This window comes from Stenotrophomonas sp. 364 (genome assembly GCF_009832905.1).
Lineage (GTDB): Bacteria > Pseudomonadota > Gammaproteobacteria > Xanthomonadales > Xanthomonadaceae > Stenotrophomonas > Stenotrophomonas maltophilia_AP.
The window spans coordinates 709,779-730,365 of sequence record NZ_CP047135.1 but is presented as its reverse complement, the minus strand read 5'-3'; the positions used below and the strand labels follow the sequence as shown (position 1 = coordinate 730,365).

General features: G+C 66.8%; 26 protein-coding genes. 18 read left to right on the top strand and 8 right to left on the bottom strand.

Annotated elements, in window-relative coordinates:
* The first annotated feature begins 56 nt into the window (after positions 1-56).
* The gene (locus GQ674_RS03500) at positions 57-851 is read left to right on the top strand and encodes a DUF3108 domain-containing protein (protein ID WP_159495966.1); all 795 of its coding nucleotides are present in this window, start codon (positions 57-59) and stop codon (positions 849-851) included.
* A 3-nt stretch (positions 852-854) separates the two neighbouring features.
* The gene (locus GQ674_RS03495) at positions 855-1,538 is read left to right on the top strand and encodes a DUF3108 domain-containing protein (RefSeq protein WP_128098024.1); all 684 of its coding nucleotides are present in this window, start codon (positions 855-857) and stop codon (positions 1,536-1,538) included.
* A gap of 99 nt (positions 1,539-1,637) precedes the next feature.
* Here the strand turns inward: GQ674_RS03495 and GQ674_RS03490 are convergent, their stop codons facing one another.
* From GQ674_RS03490 to GQ674_RS03480, 3 genes are all read right to left on the bottom strand, one after another.
* On the bottom strand, positions 1,638-1,949 hold the full coding sequence (locus GQ674_RS03490) for an EF-hand domain-containing protein (protein ID WP_159495965.1): 312 nt from the start codon (positions 1,947-1,949) through the stop codon (positions 1,638-1,640).
* Entirely contained in the window at positions 1,946-3,223 is a 1,278-nt protein-coding gene (murA, locus tag GQ674_RS03485; RefSeq protein ID WP_159495964.1) for a UDP-N-acetylglucosamine 1-carboxyvinyltransferase, read from the bottom strand. The genes GQ674_RS03490 and murA overlap by 4 nt, the downstream gene beginning before the upstream one ends.
* 61 nt (positions 3,224-3,284) lie before the next feature.
* On the bottom strand, positions 3,285-3,515 hold the full coding sequence (locus GQ674_RS03480; RefSeq protein WP_128098027.1) for a BolA family protein: 231 nt from the start codon (positions 3,513-3,515) through the stop codon (positions 3,285-3,287).
* Positions 3,516-3,568: 53 nt separating this feature from the next.
* On the opposite strand from GQ674_RS03480, the gene GQ674_RS03475 reads away from it, so the two are divergent.
* The 16 genes from GQ674_RS03475 to GQ674_RS03400 all read left to right on the top strand — a co-directional run bounded on the left by GQ674_RS03475 (position 3,569) and on the right by GQ674_RS03400 (position 16,653).
* Complete coding sequence (locus tag GQ674_RS03475; RefSeq protein ID WP_159495963.1) at positions 3,569-4,570, top strand: KpsF/GutQ family sugar-phosphate isomerase; 1,002 nt, start codon at positions 3,569-3,571, stop codon at positions 4,568-4,570.
* A 43-nt stretch (positions 4,571-4,613) separates the two neighbouring features.
* Complete coding sequence (locus GQ674_RS03470; protein WP_159495962.1) at positions 4,614-5,162, top strand: HAD hydrolase family protein; 549 nt, start codon at positions 4,614-4,616, stop codon at positions 5,160-5,162.
* Positions 5,159-5,719 (top strand): LPS export ABC transporter periplasmic protein LptC, encoded by a 561-nt coding sequence (gene lptC, locus GQ674_RS03465; protein ID WP_128098029.1) that lies wholly within the window; start codon positions 5,159-5,161, stop codon positions 5,717-5,719. The genes GQ674_RS03470 and lptC overlap by 4 nt, the downstream gene beginning before the upstream one ends.
* Positions 5,720-5,862: 143 nt before the next feature.
* Positions 5,863-6,417, top strand: a complete 555-nt coding sequence (gene lptA, locus GQ674_RS03460; RefSeq protein WP_159495961.1) for a lipopolysaccharide transport periplasmic protein LptA — start codon at positions 5,863-5,865, stop codon at positions 6,415-6,417.
* Positions 6,417-7,136 (top strand): LPS export ABC transporter ATP-binding protein, encoded by a 720-nt coding sequence (gene lptB, locus GQ674_RS03455; protein WP_128098031.1) that lies wholly within the window; start codon positions 6,417-6,419, stop codon positions 7,134-7,136. Before lptA ends, lptB begins: the two co-directional genes overlap by 1 nt.
* Positions 7,137-7,177: 41 nt before the next feature.
* Positions 7,178-8,617 carry an RNA polymerase factor sigma-54 gene (locus GQ674_RS03450; RefSeq protein WP_159495960.1) on the top strand — a complete coding sequence of 480 codons (1,440 nt, stop codon included), beginning with the start codon at positions 7,178-7,180 and terminating at the stop codon, positions 8,615-8,617.
* Between the two features lie 55 nt (positions 8,618-8,672).
* A complete protein-coding gene (raiA, locus tag GQ674_RS03445) occupies positions 8,673-8,990 on the top strand; it encodes a ribosome-associated translation inhibitor RaiA (RefSeq protein WP_038689977.1) in 318 nt (105 codons plus the stop codon).
* A 21-nt stretch (positions 8,991-9,011) separates the two neighbouring features.
* Entirely contained in the window at positions 9,012-9,464 is a 453-nt protein-coding gene (locus GQ674_RS03440) for a PTS sugar transporter subunit IIA (protein ID WP_159495959.1), read from the top strand.
* Entirely contained in the window at positions 9,461-10,411 is a 951-nt protein-coding gene (gene hprK / locus GQ674_RS03435; protein WP_038689981.1) for an HPr(Ser) kinase/phosphatase, read from the top strand. The genes GQ674_RS03440 and hprK overlap by 4 nt, the downstream gene beginning before the upstream one ends.
* Entirely contained in the window at positions 10,408-11,298 is an 891-nt protein-coding gene (rapZ, locus tag GQ674_RS03430) for an RNase adapter RapZ (RefSeq protein WP_038689983.1), read from the top strand. Before hprK ends, rapZ begins: the two co-directional genes overlap by 4 nt.
* Positions 11,299-11,489: 191 nt before the next feature.
* Positions 11,490-11,882: a PTS sugar transporter subunit IIA gene (locus GQ674_RS03425; protein ID WP_038689985.1), complete on the top strand. Its 393-nt coding sequence runs from the start codon at positions 11,490-11,492 to the stop codon at positions 11,880-11,882.
* Positions 11,875-12,144, top strand: a complete 270-nt coding sequence (locus GQ674_RS03420) for an HPr family phosphocarrier protein (protein ID WP_038689987.1) — start codon at positions 11,875-11,877, stop codon at positions 12,142-12,144. The genes GQ674_RS03425 and GQ674_RS03420 overlap by 8 nt, the downstream gene beginning before the upstream one ends.
* 2 nt (positions 12,145-12,146) lie before the next feature.
* Complete coding sequence (ptsP, locus tag GQ674_RS03415; RefSeq protein WP_236546175.1) at positions 12,147-13,916, top strand: phosphoenolpyruvate--protein phosphotransferase; 1,770 nt, start codon at positions 12,147-12,149, stop codon at positions 13,914-13,916.
* A 218-nt stretch (positions 13,917-14,134) separates the two neighbouring features.
* Positions 14,135-15,496, top strand: coding sequence for a magnesium transporter (gene mgtE / locus GQ674_RS03410; RefSeq protein ID WP_038689989.1), 1,362 nt, complete (start codon positions 14,135-14,137; stop codon positions 15,494-15,496).
* 13 nt (positions 15,497-15,509) lie between these two features.
* A complete protein-coding gene (locus GQ674_RS03405; RefSeq protein ID WP_038689991.1) occupies positions 15,510-15,776 on the top strand; it encodes a hypothetical protein in 267 nt (88 codons plus the stop codon).
* 67 nt (positions 15,777-15,843) lie between these two features.
* The gene (locus GQ674_RS03400; RefSeq protein ID WP_159495958.1) at positions 15,844-16,653 is read left to right on the top strand and encodes a prolyl oligopeptidase family serine peptidase; all 810 of its coding nucleotides are present in this window, start codon (positions 15,844-15,846) and stop codon (positions 16,651-16,653) included.
* 31 nt (positions 16,654-16,684) lie between these two features.
* Here the strand turns inward: GQ674_RS03400 and GQ674_RS03395 are convergent, their stop codons facing one another.
* The 5 genes from GQ674_RS03395 to GQ674_RS03375 form a co-directional block, all read right to left on the bottom strand.
* On the bottom strand, positions 16,685-17,209 hold the full coding sequence (locus GQ674_RS03395) for a hypothetical protein (protein WP_159495957.1): 525 nt from the start codon (positions 17,207-17,209) through the stop codon (positions 16,685-16,687).
* A gap of 60 nt (positions 17,210-17,269) precedes the next feature.
* Positions 17,270-18,115, bottom strand: a complete 846-nt coding sequence (locus GQ674_RS03390) for a hypothetical protein (RefSeq protein WP_159495956.1) — start codon at positions 18,113-18,115, stop codon at positions 17,270-17,272.
* Between the two features lie 432 nt (positions 18,116-18,547).
* Positions 18,548-19,498, bottom strand: coding sequence for an aspartate carbamoyltransferase catalytic subunit (locus GQ674_RS03385; RefSeq protein ID WP_159495955.1), 951 nt, complete (start codon positions 19,496-19,498; stop codon positions 18,548-18,550).
* A gap of 17 nt (positions 19,499-19,515) precedes the next feature.
* Entirely contained in the window at positions 19,516-20,013 is a 498-nt protein-coding gene (gene ruvX, locus GQ674_RS03380; protein ID WP_159495954.1) for a Holliday junction resolvase RuvX, read from the bottom strand.
* Positions 20,006-20,572, bottom strand: a complete 567-nt coding sequence (locus GQ674_RS03375; RefSeq protein ID WP_159495953.1) for a YqgE/AlgH family protein — start codon at positions 20,570-20,572, stop codon at positions 20,006-20,008. Before GQ674_RS03375 ends, ruvX begins: the two co-directional genes overlap by 8 nt.
* Positions 20,573-20,587 lie beyond the last annotated feature (15 nt).

Here is a 20,587-nt window from a genome sequence, read left to right as displayed (position 1 = left end):
ACGCGCTGCTGATCCGGACGCTGGCATCCTCCCTCTTCCCCCTTTTCCGTGCCCGCATGAACACCTCCCTGTCCAAGCCAGTGCTGCTGATTGCATCCCTGCTGTGCACCGTGGCGATCGCGCAGGCGCAGGAACCGCCTGCGGCCGCGCCAGCGCAGGCGGCCGCGCCGCTGCCCGTACCGGCGATCAGCTGGGAAGCGCCGCCGCTGGAACCGTTCACCGCCACCTACCAGGCCCTGTACAAGGGCAAGGAGGCGGGCGACGCCATCATGAAGGTGACCCACACCGGCGGCGCGCAGTGGCGGGTGGACATGCAGGTGGTGGGCCGGCGCGGCTTTGCCAGCGTGCTTGGCCTGAACCTGGAACAGAGCACCGTGTTCGAGAAGCAGGGCGAGGTCTACGTGCCGATCAGCCAGGCCACCGTGCGCAAGGGCCTGTTCCTGGGCAAGAAAGTCAGTGGCACCTACAACTGGCAGGCCGGTACCGCGCAGTGGCTGGGCGACCTGAAAAAGGAACGCACCCAGCCGATTCCGCTGCAGCCGGGCGATCAGAGCGCCCTGCTGATCAACCTGGCGATCATGCGCGACGCCCGCCCCGGCGGGCAGATGCACTACCGCTATGTCGACGTGGGCCGGGTACGCCAGCACGACTACCAGGCCGCGCCGGACACCGAGAACGTGCAGGTCGGCGACCTGTCCTACAACGCGCTACGGGTCCACCGGACCAACGGCGGCAATGACGAAACCATCCTCTGGATCGCCAACGGTGTCCCCACGCCGGTGCGCATCCTGCAACGCGAAGATGGGGAAGATCGGATTGATCTTCGCCTGATCGAATACCAAGGAGTCTGAGCAATGAACCTGATGAACCGCCCGCTGACCTGGATCGCCGCTGGCGCACTGGCCGTGGTGAGCCTGCCGGCCATGGCGCTGCAGCCGTTCAAGGCCGATTACCAGGCCAGCTACATGGGCATGCAGGCCAACGGCACCATGACGCTGGCCAGTGAAGGCAGCAACAAGTGGCGCTACAGCCTGAACGTGAAGAACCAGCTGGCCGATCTCAGCCAGAGCACCGTGTTCGAGGAGGCCAACGGCCGCCTGCGCCCGCTCAGCAGCAACGACCGGTCTGTGCTGCTGGTGAAGAAGCGCAACGTGGATGCCAACTACAACTGGTCCAGCAACCAGGCCACCTGGACCGGCGATGTGAAAGCCGACCGCCGTGGCCCGGTGGCGCTGAAGCCCGGTGACATGGATGCGCTGCTGATCAACCTGGCGATCGCGCGCGACCTGGCCGCCGGCAAGCCGCTGACCTACCGCATGGTCGACGAAGGCCGGATCAAGCCGATGAGCTACAAGGTGGTCGGGCAGGAAAAGATCACCGTCGGCGGCAAGTCGTACGACGCCACGAAGGTGTCGCGCACCGACGGCAACAAGGAACTGATTGCCTGGATCGTCAAGGAGTTCCCGGTTCCGGCCCGCCTGCTGCAGCGTGAGAGCGGCAAGGACGCGCTGGACCTGACCATCAAAGGGATGAACTAAGGCACGCGCACCGGCCAACGGTCGGTGCCTGCCGATTGCGGCGTGTCGCGATGGCGACATGCGGCCGGATGAAAAAAGGCCCGCTTGCGCGGGCTTTTTTCATTCCTTTTTGGCCTCGTCGCCAAACACCGTCTTGCAGTCCACCCGGATCTGCTCGCCGTTGCTGCGCCAGTAGAAGGTGCGGCAATGCCGGTTCCCTTCCTGCTGGTTGTTCACTCCCACCGCATAGAACGCCTGCAGCACTTCGGTGCGGCTGACACTACCGTCGCCGTTCCAGTCCATGTCCTGCTGCTCGATGCCCTGGGTAATGGCGATGTTTGCGTACCAGGCGTAGCCCAGCCACGCCAGCACCACCAGGATCAGCACCAGCAGCGCCTTGCGGCGGCGGGTGAACGAGCCACGCAGGATCATGCGGTCACGCGCCGGATGGTCGCGCCCAGCGAAGACAGCTTCTCTTCGATGTTCTCGTAGCCACGGTCCAGGTGGTAGATGCGGTCGATGGTGGTGTCACCTTCGGCCATCAGCCCGGCCAGGATCAGCGACGCCGAGGCGCGCAGATCGGTGGCCATTACCGGCGCACCGCTCAGGTGCTCGGCACCGCGCACGATCGCGGTATGGCCTTCCACCTGGATGTCCGCACCCAGGCGCAGCAGCTCGTTGACGTGCATGAAGCGGTTTTCGAAGATCGTTTCATTGATCACGCCCACGCCGTCGGCCACGCAGTTGAGCGCCATGAACTGCGCCTGCATGTCGGTCGGGAACGCCGGGTACGGCGCGGTGGTCAGGTTGACTGCGCGCGGGCGCTTGCCGTCCATGTCCAGGGTGATGCTGTCTTCGGTGGTCTCGATCTTCGCGCCGGCTTCCACCAGCTTGGAAAGCACCGCGTCCATGGTGTTGGGACGGGCACGATTGACCGTGACCCTGCCACCGGTCATCGCCGCGGCCACCAGGAAGGTGCCGGTTTCGATGCGGTCGGGCAGTACTTCATGACGGCCGCCGGACAGCTTCTCCACGCCCTCGATCACCAGGCGGGCGGTACCCAGGCCTTCGATCTTCGCGCCGAGCGCGATCAGGCAGTGCGCCAGGTCGGTGACTTCCGGTTCCATCGCCGCGTTGTCCAACACGGTGGTGCCTTCAGCCAGCACGGCCGCCATCAGCACGTTCTCGGTGCCGGTGACACTGACCATGTCGAAGGTGAAGTGCGCGCCCTTCAGGCGATTGGCCACGTGGGCCTTGATGAAGCCGTTTTCGACCGTGATTTCCGCACCCAGCGCCTGCAGGCCCTTGATGTGCTGGTCGACCGGACGCGAGCCGATGGCGCAGCCGCCGGGCAGCGACACTTCCGCCGCGCCGAAGCGGGCCAGCAGCGGGCCGAGCACCAGGATCGAGGCGCGCATGGTCTTGACCAGCTCGTACGGGGCCACATGCTGGTTCACCGAGCGCGGGTCGACCACGATCGCGCTGCCGTGCGACAGCGTGCCCTGGTCGATGGTGACCTTGGCCCCCAGTTCGCCGAGCAGCTTCACCGTGGTGACCACGTCGTGCAGGTGCGGCACATTGGTGATCTCCACCGGCGCATCGGCCAGCAGGGTGGCGCACAGGATGGGGAGGACGGCGTTCTTGGCGCCGGAAATGTTCACTTCACCGTGCAGCGGCTTGCCGCCGGTCACTACGATCTTGGCCATGGAATCTACTTGAATTGAGGTAGAGCCGACCGTTGGTCGGCTGATCTAATCGGTCGGCTGACTAACCCGCTTCGGCCGGGGTCACCGTCTTCAGCGCCAGCGCGTGGATCGCCCCGCCCATCAGGTCGCCCAGGGTGGCATAGACCATGCGGTGGCGCGCCAGCGGCAGCTTGCCGGCGAAGGCGTCGCAGACCACGGTGGCCTCGAAGTGCACGCCATCGTCGCCCTGCACGTCCGCGCGGGCGCCGGGCAGGCCGGTTTCGATCAGATTGCGGATGGTGTCGGCGTCCAACGGGCTTTCCTAATAAAATGAGCGCTCATTCTACTCTTCCGCGTGGCGCCCGCATGGCTGTATCGCCCCTGCCCCCCCATCCGGCCGACCCTGCGGCACTGGTCGCCAGCGGCCGCCGCGTGTTCCAGATCGAGGCCGACGCCCTGGCCGCCGTGGCCGACCGGCTTGGCGATGCGTTCAGCCAGGCCTGCCAGCTGGTCCTGCACGGCAAGGGCCGGGTGGTGGCCACCGGCATGGGCAAGTCCGGCCACGTGGCGCGCAAGATCGCCGCCACCCTGGCCTCCACCGGCACCCCGGCCTTCTATGTGCATCCCGGCGAGGCCGGCCACGGCGACCTGGGCATGATCACTGAAGACGACGTGGTGCTGGCCCTGTCCTACTCGGGCGAGTCCGACGAACTGCTGATGCTGCTGCCGGTGCTCAAGCGCCAGGGCAACCGGCTGATCGCCATGACCGGCCGCCCGCAGTCCAGCCTGGCGCAGGCCGCCGATGTCCACCTGGACGTCAGCGTGCCGGCCGAAGCCTGCCCGCTGGCGCTGGCCCCCACCTCCAGCACCACCGCCTCGCTGGCGATGGGCGATGCGCTGGCCGTGGCCTTGCTGGACGCGCGTGGCTTCACCGCCGACGACTTCGCCCGCTCGCACCCGGCCGGCAGCCTGGGCCGCCGCCTGCTGCTGCACATCACCGATGTGATGCACAGCGGCGAGGAGCTGCCGCAGGTGGACGCCGACGCCAGCCTCAGCGAGGCGCTGCTGGAAATGAGCCGCAAGCGATTGGGCATGACCGCGGTGGTGGATGCCAACCAGCGCCTGATCGGCCTGTTCACCGACGGCGACCTGCGCCGCGCGCTGGACACCGAGCTGGACGTGCGCAGCGCGAAGATCGCCGAGGTGATGACCCGCAACCCGCGCACCATCGGTGCCGACCAGCTGGCGGCGGAGGCCGCCCGGCTCATGGAAACCCACAAGATCACCGGCCTGATGGTGGTCGATGGCCAGGGAAAGCTGGTCGGCGCGCTCAACATTCATGACCTGTTGCGGGCGCGGGTGGTTTAAACCACAGTTGCCTTCCTCCATTCAGCCACGACCTGCCCAGCCGATGCCCTATTCCCCGCTGCCCGGTTTCCCGTCCCACCTGCATGCCGTTGCCGGCCGCATCCGGCTGGCCTGTTTCGACGTGGACGGCACGCTCACCGATGGTCGGCTTTACTACGACCGTGACGGCAACGAGAGCAAGGCGTATTACGTGCAGGACGGACTTGGCCTGAAACTGCTGCAGCAACACGGCATCCACCCGGTGCTGATCACCGCGCGCAACAGCCTGTCGGCACAGAAGCGTGGCGCCGACCTGGGCATCGACACCCAGATCGCGGTGGGCGACAAGCTGGCCAGCGTTCGCGCGCTGTGCGACACCCACGGCATCGGCCTGGACCAGGTGGCCTTCATGGGCGACGACCTGCCCGACCTCGCCCCGCTGTGCGCGGTGGGCCTGGCGGTGGCACCGGCCAATGCGCATCCCTGGATTGCCGAGCGCGTGCACTGGCAGACCCGTAGCGATGGCGGCCGCGGCGCAGCGCGCGAGCTGTGCGACGTGCTGCTGGCCGCACAGGGCCACGTGGACGCGGTACTGGCGAGGTTCGGCGCATGAACTGGCGTACCGTCCTGGGGGGCCTGCTGCTGGTGGCTGCCGTGCTCAGCGGCTGGTCGCTGCTGCGCCACCGCGACAAGCCGGCCGCGCAGGTCACCGACGACGGCAGCAAGGATTACGTGCTGCACGACTTCCAGATCATCGCGCTGGATGAGCAGGGCAAGGAATCCACGACCTTGCGCGCGCCGCTGCTGGAACGGTCGCGCAACGACGAAACGATGAGCATCACCACCCCGCTGTTCCTGCTGCCCGACCAGGACGGCAACCACTGGGAACTGCGCAGCGACACCGGCTGGGTGAGCGCCAAGGGCGACCAGCTCAAGCTCACCGGCAACGTGAGCGGCGACAGCCCCAAGGTGGCCAGCGTGCCGCCGACCACCTTCCGTACCGACCACCTGGACGTGTTCCCCAAGGAAAACCGCGCAAAGACCGATGCGCTGGTGACCATGACCCGGCCGGGCATGACCCAGTCCGGCGTGGGGTTCGAGCTGGATTCCAAGAACAAGACCTATCATTTCCTGAGCCAGTCCAAGGGCCGCTACACGCCCCAACGCTGAGCCGGTGCAGCGCAGGCGACGTCCCCTGGACCGGCGCCGCTGCACCGCAGCCCCACCCGTCGGCCAGGCGCCTGCCTGGCCAACGTCCCTTTTACCGTGACCTCCCCGGCCACGCCCCTTCTCCGCCAGGACAGACTCCCTTCATGAAGATCCTATTTGCAGCCGCCTGCGCGATCAGTCTTCTGGTCCCCACCTTCGCCGTCAGTGCGAAGTCGACCGACCGCAACCAGGACATGACCATTGACGCCGGCGCCCAGTCGGGCACCCTGGTCGGTGATGGCAAGACCACCCTGTCCCAGGGCGTGGTGATCACCCAGGGCACGCTGGACCTGCGTTCGTCCGACGCCGAGATCTACATGAAGGACGGCGAGGCGGTGCGCGCGGTGTTCACCGGCAAGCAGGCCAAGCTCAAGCAGCAGCTCGATGACGGCAGCTGGATGGACGCCAGCGCCGACCGCATCGACTACGACATCAAGGCCGAGGTGCTGACCATGACCGGCAACTACCACGTCAAAAGCGCGCGTGGCACCAACGCCGGCCAGAAGATGACCTACAACACCCGCACCGGCGAAATGAACAGCGGCGGCGACGGCACCCGCGTGCGCACCGTGATTCCGCCCAAGAACAAGACCGCTGCCCCTGCCGCGGCCACCCCGGCCGCCAAGACCACCGTCCCCACTGCCGGGAGCAAGAAGTAATGCTCGTCGCCAAAGGCCTGCGCAAGCGCTACAAGCAGCGCGAAGTGGTCAAGGACTTCGGTCTGACCCTGGAAGCCGGAGAAGTGGTGGGCCTGCTGGGCCCCAACGGTGCCGGCAAGACCACCTGCTTCTACATGATCGTCGGCCTGGTCGAAACCGACGCCGGCAGCATCGTGCTGGACGGCAAGGACATCACCGGCGACCCGATGTACACACGGGCCAAGCAGGGCGTGGGTTACCTGCCGCAGGAACCGTCCGTGTTCCGCAAGCTGACCGTGGCCGACAACATCCGGCTGGTGCTGGAGCTGCGAGAGGACCTGGACAAGGCCGGCCGCGAGGCCGAGCTGAATTCGCTGCTGGACGAGCTGCAGATCGGCCACGTGGCCGACCAGCTGGGCGCCAGCCTGTCCGGCGGTGAGCGCCGTCGCTGCGAGATCGCCCGCGCGCTGGCCGCCCGGCCGCGGCTGATCCTGCTCGATGAACCCTTCGCCGGCGTGGACCCGATCTCGGTCGGCGAGATCCAGCGCATCGTCACCCACCTCAAGCAGCGCGGCATCGGGGTACTGATCACCGACCACAATGTGCGGGAAACCTTGGGAATCTGCGACCGCGCGTATATCCTCAACGAAGGCAGCGTACTGGCGCAGGGGGCACCAGAGGCGATTCTGGCCAACGCCGATGTCCGTCGCGTCTACCTTGGAGAGACCTTCAAGCTCTGACGCCCGGCCGCTGCGGCGCCTTCCCTTCGTTCGGCACAGGCATGAAAGCACGGCTGCAGACATCGCTGGGACAACAACTGGTCATGACGCCGCAGCTGCGTCAGGCGATCAAGCTGTTGCAGATGTCCAGCGCCGAGCTGGAGCTGGAAATCGCCGAGGCGGTGGAAACCAATCCCCTGCTGGACTGGGCCGAGAACGTCGAGCCTGCCCTGGACGCGGCGCCCAGCGACGACGAGCGCCCGCCCACGCCCACCGACACCCACAGCGACGGCGAGCACCAGGCCTCGGCCAGTGAAGACTGGGCACCGGGTGAAGGCGACTGGAGCAGCGGCAACAGCGGCGGCTCGTTCGACGATGACGACAACGGTACCGCCGCCGAGCGCGTGGCCGACACCGACAGCCTGGTCGACCATCTGCTCTGGCAGCTGCACCTGTCGCACCTGTCCACCCGCGACCGCAGCATCGGCGCGGCACTGATCGACGCGTTCGAGGACGATGGCTACCTGCGCGAGCCGTTGTCTGCCATCGCCGAAACCCTGCTGCCGGCCATTCATGCCGATGACGCCGAGATCCTCACGGTGCTGCACCAGATCCAGCGCTTCGACCCGATCGGGGTGGGCGCGCGCACGTTGGGCGAATGCCTGCGGCTGCAGCTGGACGTACTGTGCCCCGATACCCCCGGCCTGGCACTGGCCCGGCGCATCGCCGACGGCCCGCTGGAACGCCTGCCGCGCAGCGGCGTGGCCGGGCTGGCGCACGAATTGCGTGAACCGGTGGCCGAGGTGGACGTGGCCGTGCAGCTGTTGCGCACGCTGGACCCGCGCCCGGGCGCCCAGATCGGCGAGCTGGCCCACGACAGCTACGTGGTGCCCGACTGCGTGGTCTGGCGCCAGAACGGGGTCTGGCGCGCCGCGCTGGCCGGCCATGCCGGGCCCAAGGTGGTCATCCACCGCGGCTACGAACAGATGATCCGCCGCTGCGGCGAGGCCGACGCCGGCTACCTGCGCGCGCACCTGCAGGAAGCGCGCTGGCTGCTCAAGGGCCTGGAGGCACGCGGGGAAACCCTGCTGCGGGTGATGCGCAGCCTGCTGCAGCAGCAGGCCGCGTTCCTGGAGTTCGGCGAACAGGCGCTGCGCCCGCTCACCCTGCGCGAGGTGGCGGCCGAACTGGGTCTGCACGAATCGACCATTTCCCGGGCGATCGCACGCAAGTACGTGCGCACCCCGCGCGGCACCCTGGCGCTGCGCAGCTTCTTCGCCTCGGGCATCGACACCGACAGTGGCGGCGAAGCGTCCAGCACCGCCATCCAGGCCATGATCCGGCGCCTGATCGACGACGAGAACCCGCGCAAGCCGCTTTCTGACGCCAAGCTGGCTGACCTGCTCAAGACCTCGGGAATACCGGTAGCGCGCCGCACCGTGGCGAAGTATCGTGAGGCCATGAACATTTCCGCCTCGCACGAAAGGGTACGAATCGCCTGACGCACCGCGCCCGGCGGAAAGGTTCATTGGCTCATCCGAACAAAGGAGAAACCCGATGCGCATCGAGACGTTTGGCAAAGACGTAGAAGTCACCCCGGCCCTGCACGAGTACGTGGAAACCAAGCTGCAGCGCCTGGGCAAGCACTTCGACCAGCACTGCGAGGTGCGGGTCACCCTGGAGCTGCGCAAGAACGAACACCACGTCGATGCCAGTGCCAACGTCCCCGGCCAGACCCTGCACGCCGAGGCTGGCGGTCAGACCATGTATGCCGCGATCGATATCCTGGCCGACAAGCTGGACCGCCTTGTGATCAAGCACAAGGAGAAAAAACAGCAGCACGCGCCGCTGCCAGTGGGCGACAATGACGACTGACGTCCTCGTTCTTCCCCTGACATGCCCTTGACTGATCTCCTGGCGGCCGTGCGCACGCAAGTGTTGCCGGCCGCCGATCGCGACAGCGTCCTGCATGCCGCCGCCCGGCTGCTGGCCTGCCGCGAAGCCAATGCCGACCTGATCTACCAGAACCTGTGCCAGCGCGAGCAGCTGGGCAGCACCGCGATCGGCCACGGCATCGCCATTCCACACGGCCGCGCGCCGTTGCTGGAGCGCCCACGTGGCGCCCTGCTGCGACTGGAAAGCCCGGTGGAGTTCGGCGGCGATGAACCGGTCGACCTGGTGTTCGCCATTGCCGTCCCAGCCCATTACACCCATCAACACCTGATGCTGCTGTCAGAGCTGGCCGAGTTGTTCTCCGAGCCGGACGTCCGCCAGGCGCTGCGCGAAGCGCGCGACGGCGAGGCACTGCGCCAGGTCATCGAATTTCCCCCGCCGGCGAGTGCCGCATGAATACCAGCATCACCGCCCGTGAGCTGTTCGAACAGCAGCGCGACCGCCTGGCCCTGCGCTGGGTGGCCGGGCAGCAGGGCGAGCGCCGCGAACTGGAAGCGGGCAACACCGTCTCGCGGCGGCCGTCACTGGCCGGCTACCTCAACGCGATCTACCCCAACAAGGTGCAGATCCTGGGCACCGAGGAGCTGTCCTGGCTGGACTCGCTGGACTCGCGCCAACGCTGGGAAACCATCGAGCGGATCATGCACTCGCACCCGCTGGCGCTGGTGATCACGCGCAACCAGGCATGCCCGGAAGACCTGCGCGCGGCCGCCGACGAATCGCAGACCCCGCTGTGGATCTCGCCCAAGCGCGGGCACGAACTGCTCAACCACCTGTCCTACCACCTGGCGCGCACGCTGGCGCCGCGGGTGATCCTGCATGGCGTGTTCATGGAGATCTACTCCATTGGCGTGCTGATCACCGGTGAAGCGGGTTCGGGCAAGAGCGAACTGGCGCTGGAGCTGCTCAGCCGCGGGCACCGGCTGGTGGCCGACGACGCCCCGGAATTCACCCAGATCGCCCCGGACGTGCTCGACGGCACCTGCCCGGAACTGCTGCAGGACCTGCTGGAAGTGCGCGGCCTGGGCGTGCTCAACGTGCGCGAGATGTTCGGTGACACCGCTGTAAAGAAGAACAAGTACCTTCGGCTGATCGTGCACCTGACCAAGCCCATGACCGAGCCCACCCCGCATGGTTACGAGCGACTCACCGGCGATTCGGGCACCCGCCACGTGCTGGACCTGGACGTGCCGCTGATCACCCTGCCGGTGATGCCCGGGCGCAACCTGTCGGTGCTGACCGAGGCGGCCACCCGGCTGCACATCCTGCGCACCAAGGGCATCGATCCTGCGGCGATGTTCATCGCCCGCCACAGCAACCTGTTGGAACGCCGAACGCCATGAACACCCCCGCCTCCGCCCCGACCGCCGCCACCCTGATCATCGTCAGTGGCCTGTCTGGTTCCGGCAAGACGGTCGCACTGAAAACCTTCGAAGACCTCGACTACTACTGTTCGGACAACCTGCCGATCAACCTGCTGCCGGACTTCGTGCGCAGCCTGCTGGCCGGCCATGATGCCGACGCGCCGCGTCGCCTTGCCGTGGGCATCGACGTGCGCGGGCAGAGCGACCTGAGCCAGCTCTCGCACTGGCGCGAAGATGCGCTGGCCGCCGGCCTGGACGCGCAGCTGCTGTTCTTCGATGCCACCGACGAAACCCTGCTCAAGCGCTACGCCGACACCCGTCGCCGCCACCCGCTCAGCCAGCTGGGCCTGTCGCTGCCCGAAGCGATCGCGCGCGAGCGCGAACTGACCGCCCCGCTGCGGCGCGCCGCCGACGCGGTGATCGACACCACCACCCTCAACGTGCACCAGCTGCGCCGCAAGGTGGTCACCGAGTTCGCGCTGAACCATGGCAGCAAGCTGTCGCTGCTGTTCGAATCGTTCGCCTACAAGCGCGGCGTGCCGGCCGAGGCCGACTTCGTGTTCGACGCCCGGGTGCTGCCCAACCCGCATTGGGACCCCGAACTGCGCCCGATGTCCGGGCGCGAGCGCCCCGTGCGCGAGTACCTGGACGCCCAGCCCGACGTGCAGCGCTATGCCGGCCAGTTGATCGACTTCCTGGATACCTGGCTGCCGCGGCTGGGCAACGATACCCGCAGCTATGTCACCGTGGCCTTCGGCTGCACCGGCGGCAAGCACCGCTCGGTGTACCTGGCCGAACGCATGGCCCGCCACGCCCGTGAGCAGGGCTGGCCGGAAGTGGCCACCTTCCACCGGGAACTGGATTGACGGCGTGCCTGGGCACCTGATTTGGAACACAGAAATGTCGCCGGATCGGGGGCCGTGCGCGCGAAGGCGCTTTTTTGCGGCCACTGGAGCCATTTGAAATGTCACCCGACCAAGGGTCGGGTGCTACCCGGGGCGGCCCGCATGCGGTCTCCCCCTACCCCCAATTCATGTTGACCTGTTAACGTTCGGGGATGACCTGTGGCATTCTCCTCGTAACACACCCCGGCGTCGGCACGTCCCTGTTGGATGTGGCGACCCGGCTGCTGCGGCACCTGCCGCTGAAGACCGAAGCTTTCGAAGTACCGTTCGACGCAGACCTGGACGTCCTGCTCCCACTCGCCTCGGCCGCCTTGCGCCGGGTGGACAGTGGCCAGGGCGTGCTGATCCTGACCGACCTGTACGGCGCCAGCCCCAGCAATCTGGCCGGGCAACTGGCTCGTCTGGGCACCCCGGCACGCCGGGTTTCGGCGCTTAGCCTGCCGATGTTGTTGCGGGTGATGAATTATCCGGAACAGGGACTGGATCAACTGCCTGCCACTGCCGCGGCAGGCACTCGCAATGGAGCGATTGTCGACGATGCTTGAACGTGAACTCACCGTATCCAACCGCCTGGGCCTGCACGCCCGCGCCACTGCAAAGCTGGTGCAGGAGCTCGCCCCTTTCCGCTGCAACGTGACCATGGCCGCCAAGGGCCGTGAGATCAACGCCAAGAGCATCATGGGCGTCATGCTGCTGGCCGCCGGCCAGGGCACCCCGGTCACCGTGCGCATCGACGGCGAAGACGAAGCCGCCGCGATGGACGCGGTGGTGGGCCTGTTCGAACGGCGCTTCGACGAGGACAACTGACCATGCCGGGGCAGCCGTCGCGACCGGGATCGACCGCCGCCAGCCGGACCGCGTCCGGCGCGCTGCTGTTGACCGGACACGGTGCCTCGCGTGGCAATGCGCTCGGCCGCGCCCGGGTGCGGCTGCCGCACGCGCTGGAAGTGGCCGAGCAGCGCATCCCCCCGGCCAAGGTGGAGGCCGAACTGGAGCGCCTGCACCAGGCCGTGGACGCGGCGCGTGCGGAAATGCACGACCTGCGCCAGCGCCTGCAGGGTGCCCTGAACAAGGAGGTCGGCGAGTTCCTCGACCTGCACGCCTTGCTGCTGGACGACCCGGAGCTGCTGTTCGGGCTGGATGAGCTGATCCGCAGTGGCCCCTACAGCGCCGGCTACGCCCTGCGCGTGCAGCGCGACCGCCTGGCCAAGGTCTTCGACGGCATGGACGATGCCTACCTGAAGAGCCGCATGGACGACCTGGACCATGTGATCGGCCGCATCCATGCGTTCCTGCAGAAGCGCCCGCCGGACGTGAAAGGCATGGCCGGCGAAATCCTGGTCTGCGACAACATCGCCCCGTCCGAGCTGGCCCAGCTGCAGGCGCACGGCGTGGTCGGCATCGTCACGGCCGGCGGCAGCGCGCTGTCGCACAGCGCGATCCTGGCCCGCAGCCTGCACTTGCCGCTGATCGTCAACGTCCCCAACGTGCTGCAGAAGGTCGCCGATGGCGACGTGCTGATCATGGATGGCAGCGACGGCACGGTCACCATCAACCCGCAGGCCCCGGACCTGCGCGACTACCGCGTGCGCCTGCGCGAACACGCGCGCGAACAGCGCGAACTCGGCCGCCTGCGCACCAAGCCGACCCGCACCCGCGACAACGTCGACATCGCGCTGCTGGCCAATGCCGAATCCAGCGAAGACGTCACCCAGGCCCACGCGCTGGGCGCGCACGGGCTGGGCCTGTACCGCACCGAATTCCTGTTCCTGCAGCGTAACGAGCTGCCCGATGAGCAGGAGCAGTTTGAGACCTACCGCGACGCCGCCCTCGGCATGAGCGGGCGGCCGGTGACCATCCGCACCCTGGACCTGGGCGCGGACAAGGCCGACCGCACCGGACTTACCCTGAGCAACGAGGAAAACCCGGCGTTGGGCCTGCGCGGCGTCCGCCTGTCGCTGGCCCGGCCGAAAGTGGCCGACACCCAGTTACGCGCGATCCTGCGTGCCTCGGCCTACGGCAAGCTGCGCATCCTGATCCCGATGGTGAGTACCCGCGAGGAGATCCTCGCGGTGCGCCGGCGCCTGGCCAAGCAGGCCGAGCTGCTGCGCGCCGAAGGCCATGAGGTCGCCGAGCACATTCCCTTTGGCGCAATGATCGAAGTGCCCGCCGCGGCGATCGCGCTGGAGAGCTTCATCGACCTGGTCGACTTCCTGTCGATCGGCACCAACGACCTGGTGCAGTACCTGCTGGCGGCCGATCGCAACAACGAGGCGGTCACCGAGCTGTACTCGCCGTTGCATCCGGCGGTGGTGCGCCTGCTGGCGCATATCCTGCGCACCGGCCAGGCCTACGACATCCCGGTGGCGGTGTGCGGCGAGATCGCCGGCGACCCGCGCATGACCCCGTTGCTGCTGGCCCTGGGCCTCACCGAGTTCAGCCTGCACCCGGGCACGCTGCTGGAAGTGCGCCGCGCGATCCGCGACAGCGACCTGTCCGTGCTGCAGGCGATGGCGCCGAAGCTGATGCAGGCCCGCGACCGCCGCGGCATTGAACGCTGGATCGAAAAAGCCCGGTAGTGCCGGCCGCTGGCCGGCTCCGCATGAACCTTCGGATCGGCATGCGTGGTTGCCGGCCAGCGGCCGGCACTACCGTCGTTGAATGCGTGCGTCCCACGCGCATCGCCGTCTGTGCCCTACCCGATTGACACACAAGCACGCGATAATGACGCGCTGACCACCCCGCATGCCGCATCCTGTCAGGATCGCGGCCTTTTCTTTTCCCGCAGGAGCTGCCCATGGCCGAAGCCGTACGCCACGACAAGACGGCACGCCAGCTGCGGCTGTTGTCCGATGCACTGGACAGCGGGCGACTGGGTCCGGTGCGCCGGCTGGTCAACACGTTGGCGCCGGCCGAGATCGGCAACCTGCTGGAATCGCTGCCGCCGGGGAAGCGCGAAGTGGTGTGGGGCCTGGTCGATCCGGAAGACGATGGCGAGGTGCTGGTCCACGTCGGCGAAGAAGTGCGCGAAAGCCTGCTGGCCGACATGGACCCGGACGAAATCATCGCCGCGGTCGAAGACCTGGACATCGATGACCTGGCCGACCTGGTCGAAGACCTGCCCGACACGGTCATCGACGAAGTGCTCAAGTCGATGGACCGCGAGAACCGCGAGCGGCTCGAGCAGGTGCTTTCCTACCCCGAGGACAGCGCCGGCCGCCTGATGAACCCGGACGTGGTGACCGTGCGCGCCGACGTCAATGTGGACGTGGTGCTGCGCTACTTGCGCCTGCGTGGCGAACTGCCCGACCACACCGATCACCTGTTCGTGGTCAGCCGCCGCCACCAGTACCTGGGCCGGCTGTCGCTGGCCGCGCTGGTCACCCACGAAGACAACACCCCGATCAACCGGCTGATCGACGACGAGCAGCCGGCCATCGACGTCGGCGAGGGCGCCGAGGAAGTGGCCCGGCAGTTCTCCGATCACGACTGGGTGTCCGCGCCGGTGGTGGACGACAACAACATCCTGCTCGGCCGCATCACCATCGATGACGTGGTCGACATCATCCGTTCGCAGGCCGAGCACCAGGCGTTGGGCGCCGCCGGTCTGGACGAAGAGGAAGACCTGTTCTCGCCGATCAAGCGGGCCGTGCGCGGCCGCGTGGTCTGGCTGGGCATCAACCTGTGCACCGCGTTCCTCGCGGCCAGTGTCATCGGCCAGTTCGAGCTGACCCTGCAGAAGGTGGTGGCGCTGGCAGTGCTGATGCCGATCGTGGCCGGCGTCGGCGGCAATGCCGCCGTGCAGGTGCTGACCCTGATGGTGCGCGGCATCGCGCTGGGCCAAGTGGGCCCGAGCAATGCACGCATCCTGCTGTGGAAGGAATCGCGGGTGGCGCTGATCAACGGCACGCTGATCGGCACGGTGGTGGGCATCATCGCCTTCCTGTGGTTCCACAGTTTCCTGCTGTCGCTGGTCATCACCCTGGCGCTGATCATCAACTTCTGCGCCGCAGCTCTGGCCGGCGTGCTGCTGCCGCTGATGCTCAAGCGCATGAACGTGGATCCGGCCGTGGCCGGCACCGTGGTGGTGACCGCCGTCACCGACGTGATGGGCTTCTTCAGCTTCCTTGGGCTGGCCACCCTGATCCTGCTGCACTGACCCTGGACCCCGCATGGCCGTGACCCTCGACAACTACTTCGTCCCCGGTTGGCGCGATGCGACGTATACCTGCGCCGCCTGCGAATGGCAGGGCAGCGCGCGCCAGATGCCGATGGAGCTGCACGAAGACGAAGCGCAGTTCGACTGCCCGCAGTGCGAAAACCCGATCCTGCTGGTGGTCCACCCCACCCTGGCCCAGGTACAGGCAGCCGCCGCCGACGGGCATCCCGAGGCGATCGAACAGATGGAGATCCTGGCCGCCGCGCCGCGCCCGGACTGATGCACTGCACGATGCCCCGGCGCGCCAGGGCGCCTAGACTGAAACCGTTTTCAGTCGAGGATGGGCAATGGCACGACGCACCGGGTGGCTGCTGTGGGCAATGGCGATGGTGACGATGGCCGGGTGTGCGCCCACCCGCGAGGACGTGGGCCGGTTTGAAGCCCGCGCGGTGAAGGTGGACGGACGTACCGCGTACTACCAAGTCTTCGTGCCACGCGGCGCACGGGCGCAGCCCGATCGCCTGCCGGTGGTGTTGTTCCTGCACGGTTCGGGCGAACGCGGCAACGACAACCAGGCCCAGACCGAGGCCGGGCTGGGCCCGTACCTGCGCCGCCATGCCGACACCTTCCCCGCGCTGGTGGTGCTGCCCCAAGTGCCGGGCGACGGCGAGTGGTCGGGCGACAACAACCGCGTCGCGCTGGCCGCGCTGGATGCCACCGTGGCCGAGTTCAACGCCGACCCGCAGCGCCAGTACCTCACCGGCATGTCGATGGGCGGCTACGGCAGTTGGAACATCGCGCTGGACAGCCCGCAGCGCTTTGCCGCCATCGTACCGGTGTGCGGCGCGGTACTGGCCCCGCGCGCGGTGCGCCCGACCCTGTTCGTGGAAGATGTGGCCCATGAAGCCGACCCGTACGCGGCCATCGCCCAGCGCCTGAAACACACCCCGATCTGGATGTTCCATGGCGCACGCGATGACGTGGTCCCGCCGGAAGACGACCGCCGTTTGAAGGCCGCGTTCGAACAGGCCGGCGCGAAGGACGCGCGCTACACCGAGTACCCGGATGGCAACCACAATGCGTGGGATACCACGTATGCCGATGCGGCGATGTGGGCGTGGTTGTGGGCACAAACGTACCGGGACGCGGGCATATGATGCCCGCCGTATAGTTGGCGGACACCTTGGCTCAGCAATTGTCTCCTATGCAGATCGTGTCGCGAAAAGACTGTTCGCACGTCCCCTTCCCGACGCACTTGTAACCCGGATAGTCCACACCGGGTTGAGGGTGCAAGGCCGGAGGCTTCGCCCGTACCGACTGGTCGCTTGATGGGCTGTCCTTCGACGCACCTGCGAACGCCGTGAGGCTTGCCTGTTCGCCAAACAGCTCCAAGATGCTGATCTGAAGATGCTCGTCCGCACCCTGCAAGCCAGCAATACTGTACGACGCCAGGCCTTGGTCCGAAAAATCCAGACTTCCGAGAAATTGCCGTCGCCCCGAATCACTCAAGGCGCGCAACGGCGACCACGCTGGCTCTGCAGAAAGGAACAACTCGAGTTCTTCTGCACTCCGTATCAGTGCATGGGCGCGATCCTGCAATCTTTCCGCTGCCGCGTCGATGCCTTGAGGGCGAATCTCACCACCGCCGCCTGCGATTGCATTTCCAGTGGTGATTAGCGTTGCGACCAATACGAACAAAGCTGCTGCTTTCATTTCCACTCTCCCTCTCCCTAAGAGGCCGTCAGTACCGGCATGTGAATCATTGGCGGCAATTCACTCCGCATTGAAACGCCGTAGCAGAGCGCGAGAGCCTTCATTCCATCCCGCACTCCGCTCGCGAATCCGCCCTCCCGCCAGCCAAAAGAACTGGGGTGTATCCCAGGTATCAATGAACTGCCAATCGTCTGAGGAGCGGGCAATCGCGAACGCTTGAGAGGGGAACTGACGATTCCACTGCAGTAGCATCGTTAACTGCAGATTTCCGTCTACAGGCGCAAGCCAGAGCAATCGAGTTCCGGTGTCTCCAAGCTGGTCTCGCATCCATTCGGCAGCAGCACGCGAGAAGCCACATGCAGGATGGCCGACAACGATCAAACCATCACCCGTTGCGATGTGGGAGTCCAGCTCGAGAAGATGGCGACCATCTTCTGAAATGGTGTACATGCGGTGATGACCGGAATTCAACCGCTCGACTTGCGGAAGCAGAGCATCGTCAAACTCGGAGAAACGTGCGCGCCAGGCTGCAGCACCACCAAAGCTGCGATCACCCAGCAGCATCTGATCAACCAGCCGGGGACCGGAGAGCGGCTGAAGCTCTGTCAGCTCGTGGCGCAGCACCACCTGCATCGCGACCGCCGTCAGGTCTGCATCCGGCTGGTGGAAGGTTACGTCCGCCAGCGCCCGGAGAAAATAACCTGCGTCATCGCTGGAAAGGGAAGGTAGATCGACAGTCGCGAACTGGCGATCAAATGCCACGCGAATCTCAGATCTTCGGTTCCCCTCCCGCAGCGCAAGCACCTTGGCCGCCTCGGCCCTGAAAGCATGAAACCGGGACTCGAACGATTCACTGCTATGCGCAACGTCAGTAGCCCCCACACAGGTGAGCAGCCCCAGTTCCATGCATCGCCGTAGGATCCGCACGCCAAAGACCGCCGTCGCCCAGTTGGATTCAGGTCGATCTTACGATTGGCTTTATCGCGGCGCTGGCATGCTGTCACGCTATCAACCGATCCAATGGATTGATTCGGTCGTTGCGATATTGAGAATCGAATCTAGCCCGCGGCTTCGGTACCCACAAACCTAGTACGACGCGTGACCCACATGCGACAACCTGGATGGCAATTACGCGCCAGTACGCACCCTTGATTCAGTGCTGAAGCAGAAACATGTGCAAGCAGGGAAGCCTGACATTCCACATCGGTGCCGCCCGGATACATTTGCCCGATGTCAAAAGCAAACGCAACGGCAACCGGGTAGAGCCCGGCGATACGCGGCGGCAGATGAAGTCGCCCCTCTTAGCGCCGGGCTCCACCCGGCTGCGACGGTCGTCAATCACCCCAACAACGTCTCCAACACCGCCATGCGCACGGCGACGCCGTTGGCGACCTGGCGCAGTACCCACGACTGCGGGCCGTCGGCCACTTCGTCGGTGACTTCCACGCCGCGGTTGATCGGGCCCGGGTGCAGCACGGCGGCATCGGTGCCGGCGCGCTTGAGGCGCTTCACGTCCAGACCGTACTGCGCGTGGTACTGCTCGATCGACGGCACCAGGCCCTCTTCCATGCGCTCGCGCTGCAGGCGCAGCATCATCAGCGCATCCACGCCTTCCAACATGGCGTCGAAATCCTGGCCGACGATGCAGCCCTTCAGGGTGTCATCGTCCGGCAGCAGCGACTGCGGGCCGCACACGCGGATCTCGCCCACGCCCAGTGTACGCAGCGCGTGCAGGTCGGTACGGGCGACGCGCGAGTGCTTCACGTCGCCGACGATCACCACCTTCATCTTCGAAAAATCGCTGCCCTTGGCCTGGCGCAGGGTCAGCATGTCCAGCAGGCCCTGGGTCGGGTGCGAGCTGCGACCGTCACCGGCATTGACCAGCGCGGTGCCCTCGCCTGCGGCCGCCGCCAGGGCCGCCACGGCGCCGTCGTCGGGGTGGCGCACCACGAAGCCGCGCACGCCCATCGCTTCCAGGTTCTTCAGCGTGTCGCAGGCGGTTTCGCCCTTGCGCGTGGACGAGGTCGAGGCGTCGAAATTAAGCACGTCCGCGCCCAGCCGCTGCGCGGCCAGCTGGAACGAGCTGCGGGTGCGCGTGGACGGTTCGAAGAACAGCGTGCATACCGCCGCGCCGCCCAGCACGTGGCGCTTGTTGCCCACCCGGCCCACTGCCGCATCGCGGATCTGGCCGGCACGGTCGAGCAGCTGCAACAGGGTTTGACGGGGCAGACCTTCCAGGGTCAGCAGGTGGCGAAGGCGTCCATCGGAATCAAGTTGCGAAGCGGTCATGGGCGGGGGTCTGTGAGTCAGGAAACGGGGGTGGCATCGTCCGGGCAGGACAACCAGCGCTCGATGATGACCGCGGCGGCCACGGCGTCGAGGGTGGCGGCATCGCGGCGACGCTTGCGGCCTTCGGCACGTTCGACGGCAAACCGGCGGGCCGCTTCGACCGAGCTGGAGCGCTCGTCGACCAGCACCACCGGCAGCTTGAAACGCTCCCGCAGCTGGCGGGCAAAGCCCTGCGCACGCTTGCGGTTGGGCTGCTCCTGGCCATCCAGGGTGAGCGGGTCGCCGACCACCAGGCCGTCAGGCCGCCATTCTTTGATCAGGCGCTCTACCGCGGGCCAGTCCGGGCCGTTGCCGTGCACATCCACGACCGCGATCGCGCGTGCGTGGGTGCCGAACGAACTGCCGATGGCCACGCCGATGCGGCGCGAGCCGACGTCGAAGCCCAGCACGGTGCCATCGCGGCGGATGGTGCCGGGGGCGCCAGCGGCCGGCGGTGGCACGGCGGGCTCAGACATGGCCGCTGTAATCGGTGAGCAGGAACAGGTCGACGCCAATGCGCGAGGCGGCGCCCTGCCAGCGCTGTTCGAATGGCGTGCTGAACAGCAGTTCGCTATCGGCCGGCACAGTCAGCCAGCTGTTCTCACCCAGCTCGCTTTCCAGCTGACCTTCGCTCCAGCCGGCGCAGCCAAGGGTGACCAGGGCGTTGCGCGGGCCTTCGCCGCGGGCCATCGCTTCGAGGATGTCGCGCGAGGTGGTCAGGTACACGCCCTCGCCCACGGCCAGGCTGGAATCCCAGCTGCGCGCATCGTCATGGATGACAAAGCCGCGCTCGGGATGCACCGGGCCGCCGTTGAGCACGATCTGGCCCCGCAGGTCGGGGCTGTCGGTGGTGATTTCCATCTGCGCCAGCACGTCGCCCAGGGTGTACTCGGACGGCTGGTTGACCAGCACGCCCATGGCACCGTTGTCGTCGTGCTGGCAGATCAGCGCCACGCTGCGCGCGAAGGTGGGATCGGTCAGCGACGGCAGCGCGACCAGCAGGTGATGGGCGAGGGAGGTGGAGAGCTCGGACATGCGCCCATTCTACCC